12 protein-coding genes and 1 tRNA gene are annotated in these 13,507 nt (G+C 64.9%); 12 read left to right on the forward strand and 1 reads right to left on the reverse strand.

Features of this window, described 5'->3' with window-relative positions; genetic code table 11:
* Position 1: 1 nt before the first annotated feature.
* Complete coding sequence (locus CR919_RS04545; protein WP_243379905.1) at positions 2-1,885, reverse strand: DUF3413 domain-containing protein; 1,884 nt, start codon at positions 1,883-1,885, stop codon at positions 2-4.
* 155 nt (positions 1,886-2,040) lie between these two features.
* Between CR919_RS04545 and CR919_RS04550 the strand changes: the two genes are divergently transcribed.
* From CR919_RS04550 to nuoH, 12 genes are all read left to right on the forward strand, one after another.
* Positions 2,041-3,018, forward strand: coding sequence for a 2-oxoglutarate and iron-dependent oxygenase domain-containing protein (locus tag CR919_RS04550; RefSeq protein ID WP_099819053.1), 978 nt, complete (start codon positions 2,041-2,043; stop codon positions 3,016-3,018).
* Positions 3,019-3,723: 705 nt separating this feature from the next.
* Positions 3,724-4,479: a triose-phosphate isomerase gene (tpiA, locus tag CR919_RS04555; protein ID WP_099819054.1), complete on the forward strand. Its 756-nt coding sequence runs from the start codon at positions 3,724-3,726 to the stop codon at positions 4,477-4,479.
* Between the two features lie 50 nt (positions 4,480-4,529).
* The gene (secG, locus tag CR919_RS04560; protein ID WP_025876192.1) at positions 4,530-4,967 is read left to right on the forward strand and encodes a preprotein translocase subunit SecG; all 438 of its coding nucleotides are present in this window, start codon (positions 4,530-4,532) and stop codon (positions 4,965-4,967) included.
* Positions 4,968-5,018: 51 nt separating this feature from the next.
* Positions 5,019-5,103, forward strand: a tRNA-Leu gene (locus CR919_RS04565).
* 111 nt (positions 5,104-5,214) lie between these two features.
* Complete coding sequence (locus tag CR919_RS04570; RefSeq protein ID WP_005414075.1) at positions 5,215-5,571, forward strand: NADH-quinone oxidoreductase subunit A; 357 nt, start codon at positions 5,215-5,217, stop codon at positions 5,569-5,571.
* The gene (locus tag CR919_RS04575) at positions 5,562-6,116 is read left to right on the forward strand and encodes an NADH-quinone oxidoreductase subunit B (RefSeq protein WP_089236302.1); all 555 of its coding nucleotides are present in this window, start codon (positions 5,562-5,564) and stop codon (positions 6,114-6,116) included. The genes CR919_RS04570 and CR919_RS04575 overlap by 10 nt, the downstream gene beginning before the upstream one ends.
* Positions 6,117-6,149: 33 nt before the next feature.
* Positions 6,150-6,896: an NADH-quinone oxidoreductase subunit C gene (locus tag CR919_RS04580; protein WP_099819055.1), complete on the forward strand. Its 747-nt coding sequence runs from the start codon at positions 6,150-6,152 to the stop codon at positions 6,894-6,896.
* On the forward strand, positions 6,893-8,200 hold the full coding sequence (locus CR919_RS04585) for an NADH-quinone oxidoreductase subunit D (RefSeq protein WP_025876202.1): 1,308 nt from the start codon (positions 6,893-6,895) through the stop codon (positions 8,198-8,200). The genes CR919_RS04580 and CR919_RS04585 overlap by 4 nt, the downstream gene beginning before the upstream one ends.
* Before the next feature lie 97 nt (positions 8,201-8,297).
* Positions 8,298-8,825, forward strand: coding sequence for an NADH-quinone oxidoreductase subunit NuoE (nuoE, locus tag CR919_RS04590; RefSeq protein WP_025876204.1), 528 nt, complete (start codon positions 8,298-8,300; stop codon positions 8,823-8,825).
* A 4-nt stretch (positions 8,826-8,829) separates the two neighbouring features.
* A complete protein-coding gene (gene nuoF, locus CR919_RS04595; protein WP_025876206.1) occupies positions 8,830-10,170 on the forward strand; it encodes an NADH-quinone oxidoreductase subunit NuoF in 1,341 nt (446 codons plus the stop codon).
* Positions 10,167-12,413 carry an NADH-quinone oxidoreductase subunit NuoG gene (gene nuoG, locus CR919_RS04600; RefSeq protein WP_099819056.1) on the forward strand — a complete coding sequence of 749 codons (2,247 nt, stop codon included), beginning with the start codon at positions 10,167-10,169 and terminating at the stop codon, positions 12,411-12,413. Before nuoF ends, nuoG begins: the two co-directional genes overlap by 4 nt.
* Positions 12,410-13,504: an NADH-quinone oxidoreductase subunit NuoH gene (gene nuoH / locus CR919_RS04605; protein WP_099819057.1), complete on the forward strand. Its 1,095-nt coding sequence runs from the start codon at positions 12,410-12,412 to the stop codon at positions 13,502-13,504. The genes nuoG and nuoH overlap by 4 nt, the downstream gene beginning before the upstream one ends.
* Positions 13,505-13,507 lie beyond the last annotated feature (3 nt).

Below are 13,507 nucleotides of genomic sequence, written 5' to 3' on the forward strand. Positions count from 1 at the left end.
TTCAGCGGTTGCGGAAGCGCGTCAGCGCTTCCCATGCCGCGCGGATGCTGGCGGCGTCGGGGGTCTGTTGCGGCAGGGGGCGGTAGCGCGCATCAAGCGCGGTGGCGTTGCCGAATTTGTCGAATACGTAGATCGCCTCGCCGTTGCGTACCGCGCGCTGCGACCAGCTTTCCACCACCAGCGCACGCTTGCCGGTCGGTGCAGCCAGCAGGTCATGGCCGGTGCTGTAGTCGGTCAATGCGTTCTCGCAGCCCAGGCCGTGGCGCATCAGCGTCGGCACCCAGTCTTCATGCGAACTGACCCGCGCGTCGCGGCCGCCACCCTGGCCGGGCCAATGCAGCACGAAGGGCACCTGCAGCTGGTAGTTGGAGAAGTTGCCGTTGTGGCCCCAGTAGTTGAGCTTGAGGTCGTTGAATTCCTCGGCGTGGTCACCGGTCACCAGCACGATCGTGTCCTGCTCCAGGCCCTGCGCGCGCAGGTCGTCCAGCAGCGATCCGATCAGGCTGTCGGCGTAATGCACCGCGGTGTGATAACGGTTCAATTCCGGCGTTGGATCGTGCTCGGGGCCGAACTTGAGAAAATCGATGGCATCGGCCATCGGCGTGGCGAGCGGCGGATAGCCGGCCGGCATGTGGTAGGGCGCGTGGGTGGAATCGAGGAACACGAAACCGAACCACGGGCGCTGCGCAGCCTGGCTGGCGCGGATATCCTTCTGCAGTCCAGCGACGATGGCGGCATCGCGGCCATCGGAGGTCAGTTCGGACGGCCCCTGGTGCAGCTGGTCGCGGACATCGGCGAACGCGGTGCGATCGAATTCCGGGCTGTACAGCGGCGCGCTGCCATACAGATGCAGGTCATAGCCCTGCTGTCCCAGCACCTTGAACAGCTGCGAGCCGCGCTGCTCGTCGAGCATGCTCGGCCAGTAGCCACCCGGCAGGCCATACAGCAGGCCGAACAGGCCATAGCGGGTGGCGTTGCCGGTGCTGAAATGATGCTCGTACACCCGCGAGGACCCGGCCAGTGCCGATGCGTTGGGCATGAACTGAGGGGTGAGCACGTCATGGCGCAACGATTCCAGTACCACCATCAGCACGTTCGGCCGCTGGTGGCTCTGGCAGCGCAGGGGCTGCAATGGATAGTTGAGCTGGGCATGGCGCGGATCGGGCAGGCCGACCTGGTGCTGGCTGACCACGCCGAAGCGGCGCATCGCGCTCTTGGCGGTGATCGGCTGCGCCCATGGCAGGTAATTCCACTGGCTGATCACTGCACGTTCGCCGAGCGCGTCGTAGTAGGCCGTGGCGACCTGGCCGCCGCCCATCAGCAGGGCGATCACGGCCCAGGCCTGCAGTACCCGCCGCCGCCGCGGAGCCGCGGGCAGCAGCTTCCAGCACGCCCAGGCCAGCAGGCCCTGCGCGGCGAAGATCGCCGAGACCATGGCAACCGCCTGCAGCCAGGTCTTCCAGGACAGGCTCACCTGGTCCTGCAGGGCGCCGCCGAAGACCATGTTGGCGACCATCGCATTGAGGTGGAAGCGATACAGCGCGAACACCTTGGCATCCACCAGCAGCAGGCACAGCCACAGGCCCTGGCAGATCACCGCCGACACGCTCAATGCGCGCGCGCTGCGCGGCCACAGGCCGATGGCCAGCGGCAGCAGGCCGGCCAGTGCGCCGAACGCGAGCAGATGGCCGGGCAGGGCGATCGCCAGATAGGCCAGGCCGAGTGTCCCGCCGGGGTTGTCGCGCAGCGGCACGTTGCCCAGCGCGATCAGCGCGGCAAACACCGCGTTGGCCGCGATGAACAGGGACCACCAGGCCAGCCGGCGCCAGCGTCGGGTTGGTCCGGGAAGAGCGGCGGCGGTGGCGTCGGGCAGAGCGGCGTCCATGGAGAAGGCGGGTTGGGATGGGGCAACGGGTGGCGTGTGCCGGCGTGACGAAGTCGTTAAACCGCGCGCGGGTGGCGCATTGTATCGGTTTGTTTCAGCATGTCGGTGGCGTGTCCCGATCTATCTGTCACAATGTTCAGATCGGTCGCCATGACATGGCGGGCCCGTACCGACTCAACGACAAGCCAGGAACCGCTGTGAGCCAGATCCCCACCCTCGACATCACCCGTTTCGACAGTGACCGCGACGCCTTCGTGGCCGAGCTGGGGGCGGCATATCGCCAATGGGGGTTCGCCGGCATCCGCAACCACGGCATCCCGCAGGCCGACATCGATGCGGCCTACGACGTCTTCAAGGCCTTCTTCGCACTGCCGGATGAGACCAAGCGCAAGTACCACGTGGCGGGCAGCGGCGGCGCCCGTGGCTACACCCCGTTCGGTGTGGAGACCGCCAAGGGCTCCAAGCACTTCGACCTGAAGGAGTTCTGGCACATCGGTCGCGAGATCGCCGACGACTCCAAGTACCGGGACGTGATGGCGCCGAACCTGTGGCCGTCCGAGGTCGAGGGCTTCCGTGAGCGTGGTTACGGCTTGTACCAGGCGTTGGACAACCTGGGTTCGCGCGTGCTGTCGGCCCTGGCCCTGCACATCGGCCTGCCGGAGCACTTCTTCTCCGACAAGACCAATTTCGGCAATTCGATCCTGCGCCCGATCCATTACCCGCCGATCACCACCGACGACATCCCGAACGTGCGTGCCGGTGCGCATGGCGACATCAATTTCATCACGCTGCTGGTCGGTGCCAGTGCGGCAGGCCTGGAAGTGCAGTCGCATGACGGGGACTGGGTGCCGTTCACCTCGGACGCGGACACCATCGTGGTCAACATCGGCGACATGCTGCAGCGCCTGACCAACCATGTGTATCCGTCGACCATCCACCGGGTGGTCAATCCCCCGGGCGAGCTGGCCCGCCAGCCGCGCTATTCGGTGCCGTTCTTCCTGCACCCGAACCCGGATTTCCTGATCGACGTGCTGCCGTCGTGCATCACCGAGGAGAACCCGAGCCGGTACCCGGAGCCGATCACCGCACACGGCTTCCTCGAAGAACGCCTGCGCGAGATCAAGCTGAAGTGATGAAGAAGCCGCCGAAAGGCGGCTTTTTCATTACGGGTAGCGCCGGGCCATGCCCGGCGAGCGCAGCGGAGGGTGTTCGGCAGGGTTGCACCCTGCACCCGCAGAGGCCAGGGCCAAAGCCTAAAGCCAAAGCGGCTCCGGGTTTCTGCGGGTTGGGCGGGGCGGTGTGGGCTGGCAGGACACGCCGTAAACCCATCCCTGGGGGCTCGATGGCGCCATCCATGGCGCCAACGGTCCTGCCAGCTCACACCGCCCCACCCCCGACAACTTCCCGCGGCTGTTGGTAGGTGTCGACCTTGGTCGACACGATCTATCCACGTCATGCGTGGATGAGATCTGTCAGATCTCGAAGCAGGGGAGGGGGCCGAAGCTCTGCTTTCGCTTTTGCTTTTGATCTTCTTTTTTCTTTCCGTGGCGGGCGGAACCGCCGGAATGTGTCAGGGGCCGGGCGGGTGGGGCTGGCGAGGGTGTCCGCGGCATGGATGCCGCGGCCAAGCCCCCATGGACGGGTTCACGGCGTCCCTCGCCAGTCCCGCCCGCCCGGCCAACCCCACAAATCCAGCCGGGGCTCTCCGCGACCAACCCCACCCCCGCCACGAGGGGCTGCGCCGTTGGCTGAAAACCCATGTAACCGCTTACAAAGAAACGGTTTTTTGCCGCAGCAGGTATCATGGGCGGCTGAGTTCATACAGGAGCCACCCGCTCATGCGCCGCAAGATCGTCGCTGGAAACTGGAAGCTGCACGGCAGCCGTCAATTCGCCACCGAACTGCTGGGGCGGGTCGCTGCCGGGCTGCCGAAGCGCGGAGTGGAGGTGGTGATCCTGCCGCCGATGCCCTACCTGGGGGAACTGGTCGAAGACTTCGGCGACACCGGCCTGGCCTTTGGTGCACAGGACGTCAGCAGCAACGAGAAGGGCGCCTACACCGGTGAGGTATGCGCGGCCATGCTGCACGAGGTGGGTGCCCGCTATGGCCTGGTCGGCCACTCCGAGCGCCGCCAGTACCACAACGAGAGCAGCGAGCTGGTCGCCCGCAAGTTCGCTGCCGCCCTGCATGCCGGCCTGGTGCCGGTGCTGTGCGTCGGTGAAACCCTTGAGCAGCGCGAGGCCGGGCAGACCGAGGCGGTCATCGCCAGCCAGCTGGCCCCGGTGCTCGAGCTTGTCGGGGCGGAAGGCTTCGCCAATGCGGTGGTCGCCTACGAGCCGGTCTGGGCGATCGGTACCGGCCGTACCGCCACCAAGGAGCAGGCGCAGCAGGTGCACGCGTTCATTCGTGGCGAAGTCGCGCGCATCGATGCTAGAATTGCTGATTCACTGCCCATTGTTTACGGCGGTAGCGTGAAGCCCGACAATGCCGGGGAACTGTTCGCGCAGCCGGATGTCGATGGTGGGCTGGTTGGTGGTGCCTCCCTGGTGGCCGCCGACTTCCTGGCCATCGCAGAGGCGGCGGCAAACAATTAGTTACGGTTGCCGGCTAGCCGCCGGCACTCTAGTCCGAGGGCGGATTTCCAATGCTGATGTTGATCCTCAATGTCGTCTACGTGCTGGTTGCCGTAGCCATGGTCGCGCTGATCCTGATGCAGCGTGGCTCGGGTGCGGCGGCAGGTTCGGGCTTTGGCGCTGGCGCCTCGGGGACCGTGTTCGGTGCGCGTGGCGCGTCCAACTTCCTGTCCAAGTCGACCAAGTGGCTGGCCGTGGTGTTCTTCGGTATCAGCCTCTTCATGGCCTGGTACGCCGGCCATGGCAACCGCCCGGCCGCCGATCAGGATCTGGGTCTGATGTCCGCCCCGGCGGCCAGTGCTCCGGCCGCTCCGGCGGGCGAATTGCCGGCCGTTCCGAAGGCCGATGCGGTCCCGGCCGCCCCGGTTCCGGCCGCAACTGTGCCGGCTCAGGCGGAATCTTCGGTTTCTGGTGAAGAAAAGCCTTCGGAAGGCTCCCAGAAAGACTGAAGTCGGTTACAATACGCGGCGCATCGGGAAGATAGTCTGATGTGATCGTTTGCCCAGGTGGCGGAATTGGTAGACGCACTACCTTGAGGTGGTAGCGACTTAGGTCGTAGGGGTTCGAGTCCCCTCTTGGGCACCATTTAGTAAGTAAGCGGGTTGGTCTGGCGCGCAAGGCGCCAGGCAGATTCCCGTCCACTCCCCCATGCCAAAGCGCCTGCAGGCGCAGCGGCAGAGGCAAGAGAGAATCGCTGTGCTGGCCGAATATTTGCCGTCTCTGCTGTTTCTGATCGTTGCCACCGGTATCGGCATTACGCTGATGCTGGTTGGTCGATTCCTCGGTCCCCGCCGCCCTGATCTGGAAAAGCTGTCGCCGTACGAGTGCGGCTTCGAAGCCTTCGAAGACGCACGTATGAAGTTCGACGTGCGCTACTACCTGATCGCGATCCAGTTCATCGTCTTCGACCTGGAAATCATCTTCATCGTGCCGTGGACGCAGGTCTTCATGGAGCTGGGCGCGCGTTCGCTCGTCACCATGGGTCTGTTCGTCGGCATGCTGTTCCTCGGTTTCATTTATGTCTGGAAGAAGGGAGCGCTGGAATGGGAGTGATTCAGACTCTCGATGGCCTGATGACCAATCCTGTCCCGGAAGGGCGGGTTGATGACATCCTGCGGCCGGAAGGCGACAACCCCTTGTTGGAAAAGGGTTTTGTCACCACCAGCGTCGATGCGCTGCTGAACTGGGCACGTACCGGTTCGATGTGGCCCATGACCTTCGGTCTGGCCTGCTGTGCGGTCGAAATGATGCACGCAGGTGCGGCGCGCCTGGACCTTGACCGCTACGGTGTGGTGTTCCGCCCGTCGCCGCGTCAGTCCGACGTGATGATCGTCGCCGGCACCCTGGTCAACAAGATGGCCCCGGCGCTGCGCAAGGTCTATGACCAGATGCCCGACCCCAAGTGGGTGATCTCCATGGGCAGCTGCGCCAACGGCGGTGGTTACTACCACTATTCCTATTCTGTGGTGCGCGGCTGTGATCGCGTGGTGCCGGTGGACATCTATGTCCCGGGCTGCCCGCCGACCGCCGAGGCGCTGGTGTACGGGATCCTGCAGCTGCAGAAGAAGATCTGGCGTACACAGACCATCGCCCGCTGACCCCTTCACCTGACAAGAGCGCGCCAAGCCCCCATGGCAGAGCAAGCATCCTTCATCGACCGACTCTCCGCACGTTTCGCAGGTGCGAAGGTCATCGTGGTCGAACCCCGCGGCGAAGTGACGCTGGAAGTGCCTGCCGCTGAGTGGCACGCCACCGCCCTTGCGCTGCGTGACGAGTTTGGTTTCGAGCAGGCCGTGGATCTCTGCGGCGTCGATTACCTCGGTTACGGCTCCGATGAGTGGGACACCGCCGACGTGTCCTCGCAGGGCTTCAGCCGCGGTGTCGAAGGCAAGGCCCAGGGCCGCTTCGCCTGGGGCGAGTTCCCCAGCGAAGAGAGCGCCGACGGTGCCCGCCCGCAGCACATGCCGACCCAGCGCTTTGCCGTGGTCGCACAGCTGCGTTCGTACCAGCACAACCTGATGTTGCACCTGCGCTGCTTCGCGCCTGACGAAGCGCTGCCGGTGGTGTCCTCGCTGACCGGCATCTGGCCGGGCCTGAACTGGTTCGAGCGCGAAGCGTTCGACCTGTATGGCGTGATCTTCGAAGGTCACCCGGACCTGCGCCGGATCCTGACCGACTACGGTTTCGTCGGCCATCCGTTCCGCAAGGACTTCCCGCTGATCGGCAACGTCGAAGTCCGCTACGACGAAGAAAAGAAGCGTGTCATCTACGAACCGGTCACCTCGGTGGAGCCGCGTGTCGGCGTGCCGCGCGTGATCCGCGACGACGCCCGCCTGCAGACCGCTGCCGGCGAGCGCTCGCAGGAGGCAGTGAAGTGAGTCACGTACACCAGGCCGGCGAAGCATTCGCCAGCAATGCTGCCGAAAGCCGGCAGGAAATCCGCAACTACACCATGAACTTCGGCCCGCAGCATCCGGCCGCGCACGGTGTGCTGCGCCTGATCCTGGAAATGGACGGCGAGACCATCATGCGTGCCGACCCGCACGTGGGTCTGCTGCACCGGGGCACCGAGAAGCTGGCCGAGTCCAAGCCCTTCAACCAGTCGATCGGCTACATGGATCGCCTGGATTACGTGTCGATGATGTGCAACGAGCACGCCTACGTGCGCTCGATCGAGACCCTGATGGGCATCGAGGCGCCGGAGCGTGCGCAGTACATCCGCACGATGTTCGACGAGATCACCCGCATCCTGAACCACCTGATGTGGCTGGGCTCCAACGCCCTCGACCTGGGTGCGATGGCGGTGATGCTGTACGCCTTCCGCGAACGCGAAGAGCTGATGGACTGCTACGAAGCGGTCTCCGGCGCGCGCATGCACGCGGCGTACTACCGTCCGGGCGGCGTTTACCGCGACCTGCCGGACCACATGCCGAAGTACAAGGAATCGCGCTGGCACAAGGGCAAGGCCCTGAAGAACCTCAACGCCTCGCGCGAAGGTTCGCTGCTGGACTTCCTGGAAAACTTCACCAATGAGTTCCCGGGCCGTGTCGACGAATACGAGACCCTGCTGACCGACAACCGTATCTGGAAGCAGCGTACCGTTGGCATCGGCGTGGTCACCCCGGAACTGGCCCACCAGTGGGGCATGACCGGCGTGATGCTGCGTGGCTCGGGCGTTGCCTGGGACCTGCGCAAGAAGCGTCCGTACGCGAAGTACGATGCCGTCGATTTCGACATCCCGCTGGGCAAGGAAGGCGACTGCTACGATCGCTACCTGTGCCGCGTGGCCGAAATGCGCGAGTCCAACCGCATCATCAAGCAGTGCGTGGCATGGCTGAAGGCCAACCCCGGCCCGGTCATGGTCAAGAACTTCAAGGTCGCTCCGCCCAAGCGCGAGGACATGAAGGACGACATGGAAGCGCTGATCCATCACTTCAAGCTGTTCAGTGAAGGCTATTGCGTGCCGGCCGGCGAAACCTACGCCGCGGTTGAAGCGCCCAAGGGCGAATTCGGCTGCTACCTGGTTTCCGACGGCGCCAACAAGCCGTTCCGCGTACACCTCCGTGCGCCGGGCTTCGCCCACCTGTCCTCGATCGATTCGATCGTGCGCGGCCACATGCTGGCCGACGTGGTGGCGATGATCGGTACCTACGATCTGGTGTTCGGCGAGGTTGACCGGTAATGCCGTCCGCCACGCCAACGCCCGCTGCAGGCAGCCGGCGCAAGCCGGCGCCGCAGTTTCTGCAATTTCACGTTATGCATTTCGCTGAGGTCGGCCGATGAAGGCGACAGGTAATTTCGAGGCGGCGCGCGACGTCGACCCGATGGTGGTGTTGAGCGACAAAACCCGCGCTCACATCGATCACTGGCTGTCCAAGTTCCCGCCGGACCGCAAGCGCTCTGCCGTGCTGCAGGGTCTGCATGCTGCCCAGGAGCAGAACCAGGGCTGGCTGACCGACGAGCTGATCGCCGGCGTGGCCAAGTACCTGGATCTGCCGCCGGTGTGGGCCTACGAGGTTGCCAGCTTCTACTCGATGTTCGAGACCGAGAAGGTGGGCCGCAACAACGTGGCCATCTGCACGAACATCAGCTGCTGGCTCAATGGCGCCGAAGACATCGTGCGCCATTGCGAGAAGAAGCTGGGCATCAAGAACGGTCAGTCGACCGCTGACGGCCGCGTCTACCTCAAGCGTGAGGAAGAGTGCCTGGCCGGCTGCGCGGGTGCACCGATGATGGTCATCAATGGTCACTACCATGAGCGTCTGACCCTGGAAAAGGTCGACGAGCTTCTGGACGGGCTGGAGTAAGGGCATGGCACATCACCACGAATCCAAGGGTCCGGTCGGCCCCGCGCCGCTGCCGCACCAGGTGGTCTACACCACCCTGCATTACGACACCCCGTGGTCGTACGAAAGCTATCTGAAGACCGGTGGCTACGCCGCCCTGCGCAAGATCCTCGAAGAGAAGATCCCGCCGGAGCAGGTCATCGAGATGGTCAAGGCCTCGGGCCTGCGCGGCCGTGGCGGCGCTGGTTTCCCGACCGGCCTGAAGTGGTCCTTCATGCCCAAGGGCAACGTGCAGAAGTACATCCTCTGCAACTCGGATGAATCCGAGCCGGGCACCTGCAAGGATCGCGACATCCTGCGTTACAACCCGCATTCGGTGGTGGAAGGCATGGCGATCGCCTGCTACGCCACCGGTTCCACCGTGGGCTACAACTACCTGCGCGGTGAGTTCCATCACGAGCCGTTCGAGCACTTCGAGCAGGCCCTGGCCGATGCCTATGCAAACGGCTGGCTGGGCAAGAACGTGCTGGGCTCGGGCGTGGATATCGACATCTACGGCGCCCTCGGTGCCGGCGCCTACATCTGCGGCGAAGAAACCGCACTGATGGAATCGCTGGAAGGCAAGAAGGGCCAGCCGCGCTACAAGCCGCCGTTCCCGGCCAACTTCGGTCTGTATGGCAAGCCGTCGACGATCAACAACACCGAAACGTACGGTTCGGTGCCGGCGATCATCCGCAATGGCCCCGAGTGGTTCAAGGGCCTGAGCCTGACCGCCAATGGCGGCCCGAAGTGCTTCTCGGTGTCCGGCTGCGTGCAGAAGGGCGGCAACTTCGAAGTGCCGCTCGGCACCACCTTCGACGACCTGCTGGAAATGGCTGGCGGCCTCAAGCCGGGCCGCAAGCTCAAGGGCGCGATCCCGGGCGGCGTGTCCATGCCGGTGCTGACCGCGGCCGAGCTGAAGGGCCTGCCGATGGACTACGACACCATCCGTGCGCTGGGCTCCGGCCTGGGTTCCGGTGCGGTCGTGGTGCTGGATGACAGCGTCTGCTGCGTCAAGTTCGCTTGCCGCATCAGCCAGTTCTTCCACAAGGAATCCTGTGGCCAGTGCACCCCGTGCCGTGAAGGTACCGGCTGGATGCACCGCGTGCTGGAGCGCATCGTCGCCGGCAAGGCCACGATGGAAGACCTGCACCAGTTGAAGACCGTGGCCGGTCAGATCGAAGGTCACACCATCTGTGCGTTCGGCGAAGCGGCGGCGTGGCCCATCCAGGGCTTCCTGCGCCAGTTCTGGGACGAATTCGAGTACTACATCGTCAACGGTCATTCGATGGTTGACGGCAAGAAGGTGGAGGCAGCCGCTGCATGAGCGCGCAACCCAATAATCCTGGAGTGACCCCCAGCGTGCCACCGGATCACGTCACCATCGAGATCGATGGCAAGGCGCTGGTCGTGCCCAAGGGTTCGATGATCATCCAGGCCGCCGACAAGGCGGGCATTTCGATTCCGCGCTTCTGCTACCACGAGAAGCTGCCGATCGCTGCCAACTGCCGCATGTGCCTGGTCGACGTGGAAAAGTCGCCGAAGCCGGCGCCGGCTTGCGCCACGCCGGTGATGGACGGCATGAAGGTCGCCACCCGCAGTGAGAAGGCGCTGAAGTTCCAGCGCTCGGTGATGGAGTTTCTGCTGATCAACCACCCGCTGGATTGCCCGATCTGCGATCAGGGCGGCGAGTGCGAACTGCAGGACGTGTCGCTGGGTTATGGCCGTTCGGTCAGCCGCTTCAACGAGCGCAAGCGCGTGGTGGCCGACGAGGACATGGGGCCGCTGGTCGCCACCGAGATGACCCGCTGCATCCAGTGCACCCGCTGCGTCCGCTTCACCGCCGACGTCGCCGGTACCTACGAACTGGGTGGCATGTACCGCGGTGAAAACCTGCAGATCGGCACCTACGACGGCAAGCCGCTGACCACCGAGCTTTCGGGCAATGTGGTCGACGTGTGCCCGGTCGGCGCGCTGACCAACAAGGTGTTCCAGTTCCGCGCCCGTCCGTGGGAACTGACCGCGCGCGAATCGCTGGGCTACCACGACGCGATGGGCTCGAACCTGTTCCTGCACGTGCGTCGCGGCGAAGTGCTGCGTACCGTGCCGCGCGACAACGAGTCGGTCAACGAGTGCTGGCTGTCCGATCGTGACCGTTATTCGCACCAGGGCCTGTACAGCGAAGACCGTGCGGTCAAGCCGCTGCGCAAGGTCAATGGCGAGTGGAAGGAAGTGAGCTGGGCCGAAGGCCTGGCCGCGGCCGCCGAGATCCTCAAGGCCAACCAGGGCGACAACCTGGGCGTGCTGGTGCACCCGTCGACCTCGAACGAAGAGGGCGCACTGCTGGCCCGCCTGGCCACTGGCCTGGGTTCGAGCAACATCGACCACCGCATCAACAACCGCGACTTCTCCGACGCCGCCACCGCCGAAGTGTTCGGCCTGCCGCTGGCCGAGATCGAAGGCGCCGACCGCATCGTCGTTCTGGGCAGCAACATCCGCCACGAACTGCCGCTGCTGCACGCCCGCCTGCGCAAGGCGCAGACGACCAACGGCGCGAAGATCCACGTCGTCAACCCGGTCGACTTCGACTTCGCGTTCAGCGTTGCCGGCAAGCAGATCGTGGCCCCGTCGAAGTTCGTCGATGCGCTGGCCAACGCCGAGCTGCGTTCGGCGGTGCAGGGCGGTACCAACACCGTGCTGATCGTCGGTGGCATCGCCGAGAACCACCCGCAGGCTGCCGCGATCCGCGCCGCTGCGCGTGATTTCGCCGCCGCTACCGGTGCCAAGCTGTGCCGTATCCCGCAGGGCGCCAACGCCATCGGCCTGACCCGCGCCGGCGTGCTGCCGGCCGGCAAGGACGTCGCCGCGATGCTGGCCGATCCGCGCAAGGCCTACGTGGTCTACGGCCTGGAACCGGGCCTGGACTTCGCCGATGCTCCGGCCGCGCGCAAGGCGCTGGTCGGCGCACAGGTGGTGGCCTTCAGCCAGTTCGCCTGCGCCTCGACCCGCGACGTTGCCGACGTGATCCTGCCGATCGGTGCGCTGCCGGAAATCGATGCCACCCTGACCAACCTCGATGGTCGTGAGCAGTCGGCGCGTGCCGGCGGCAAGCTGCCGGGCGAGGCTCGCGAGGGCTGGCGCGTGCTGCGTGCGCTCGGCGGTGAGCTGGCCGTCGCCGGTTTCGAGTTCATCGACCTGGCCGGCCTGCGCGCCAGCCTGGCCCCGGTGACTGTTGCCGTCGCTGCCTCGGCCCAGCCGGCCCTTGCCGGCGAAGGCCTGGAAGTGGCCTCGACCGCTGCGATCTACCGCACCGATGCGGTGGTCCGTCGCGCCGCGGCGCTGCAGTCGCATCCGCTCAACAACGCCCCGCGCATCGTGCTCAACGCTGACGATGCCGCCCGCCTGCAGCTGCAGGAAGGGCAGATGGCCAAGGTCGGCACCGATGCCGGCAAGGCCACCCTGCCGGTGGTGGTCGACGCCCGCGTCGCTGCGGGTTTGGTCTGGATTGAATCGGGCCACGGCGCAACCGCGCCGCTGGGTGCCGCTCGTGTTTCGGTGGTGGCTGCATGAACGAATTGCTGATTAACGCGGTCGATCCGCTGCACCAGTGGCTGCTTGGCCTCGGTGACATCGGCGCGCTGATCTGGATCATCCTGAAGATCCTGGTGATCACCGTTCCGGTGATCGTCTCGGTGGCCTTCTACGTGGTCTGGGAACGCAAGCTGATCGGCTGGATGCACGTCCGCCACGGCCCGATGTATGTGGGCATGGGCATCTTCCAGGCCTTCGCCGACGTCTTCAAGCTGCTGTTCAAGGAAGTCCTGCAGCCGAGCAGCGCCAACAAGGCGATCTTCCTGCTGGCGCCGCTGATCACCCTGGCGCCGGCCTTCGCGGCCTGGTCGGTGGTGCCGTTCGATTCGCAGATCGTGCTGTCCAACGCCAACGCCGGCCTGCTGTATCTGTTGGCGATGACCTCGCTCGGCATCTACGGCATCATCCTGGCCGGTTGGGCATCCAACTCGAAGTATGCCTTCCTGGGTGCGATGCGCGCCTCGGCGCAGATGATCAGCTACGAAATCGCGATGGGCTTCGCCCTGGTCGGCGTGATGATCGCTGCGGGCAGCCTGAATCTGAGCAACATCGTGATGGCGCAGGCCGGCAATTCCGGTTTCTTCGACTGGTTCCTGCTGCCGCTGTTCCCGCTGTTCGTCATCTACTGGGTGTCGGGCGTTGCTGAAACCAACCGCGCGCCGTTCGACGTGGTGGAAGGTGAATCGGAAATCGTCGCCGGTCACATGGTCGAGTACTCGGGCGGTGCGTTCGCGCTGTTCTTCCTGGCCGAATACGCGAACATGATCCTGATCAGCTTCCTGATCTCGATCTTCTTCCTCGGCGGCTGGCTGAGCCCGATCCAGGGCTGGGTCAACCCGGGCGATATCTCGCCGCTGGTCGACTGGATCTGGAAGGGCGGTGCACCGTGGCTGTTCGTCAAGGTGTTCTTCTTCGCCAGTGCCTACATCTGGTTCCGTGCCAGCTTCCCGCGCTTCCGCTATGACCAGATCATGCGCCTGGGCTGGAAGGTCTTCATCCCGCTGGCCATTTTGTGGATTGCGGTTACCGCCGTCATGGTGTTCTTCGGCGTGATTCAAAAGGGCGTCTAAGTG

This window comes from Stenotrophomonas sp. LMG 10879 (assembly GCF_002750935.1).
GTDB classification, from domain to species: Bacteria; Pseudomonadota; Gammaproteobacteria; order Xanthomonadales; family Xanthomonadaceae; genus Stenotrophomonas; species Stenotrophomonas lactitubi_B.

Bases quoted from the DNA above. Each gene is read 5' to 3' on its own strand.
- CR919_RS04545 (WP_243379905.1), bottom strand. From the start codon at position 1,885: ATGGACGCCGCTCTGCCCGACGCCACCGCCGCCGCTCTTCCCGGACCA.
- CR919_RS04550 (WP_099819053.1), top strand. From the start codon at position 2,041: ATGGCGGGCCCGTACCGACTCAACGACAAGCCAGGAACCGCTGTGAGC.
- tpiA (WP_099819054.1), top strand. From the start codon at position 3,724: ATGCGCCGCAAGATCGTCGCTGGAAACTGGAAGCTGCACGGCAGCCGT.
- secG (WP_025876192.1), top strand. From the start codon at position 4,530: ATGCTGATGTTGATCCTCAATGTCGTCTACGTGCTGGTTGCCGTAGCC.
- CR919_RS04575 (WP_089236302.1), top strand. From the start codon at position 5,562: ATGGGAGTGATTCAGACTCTCGATGGCCTGATGACCAATCCTGTCCCG.
- CR919_RS04580 (WP_099819055.1), top strand. From the start codon at position 6,150: ATGGCAGAGCAAGCATCCTTCATCGACCGACTCTCCGCACGTTTCGCA.
- nuoE (WP_025876204.1), top strand. From the start codon at position 8,298: ATGAAGGCGACAGGTAATTTCGAGGCGGCGCGCGACGTCGACCCGATG.
- nuoF (WP_025876206.1), top strand. From the start codon at position 8,830: ATGGCACATCACCACGAATCCAAGGGTCCGGTCGGCCCCGCGCCGCTG.
- nuoG (WP_099819056.1), top strand. From the start codon at position 10,167: ATGAGCGCGCAACCCAATAATCCTGGAGTGACCCCCAGCGTGCCACCG.
- nuoH (WP_099819057.1), top strand. From the start codon at position 12,410: ATGAACGAATTGCTGATTAACGCGGTCGATCCGCTGCACCAGTGGCTG.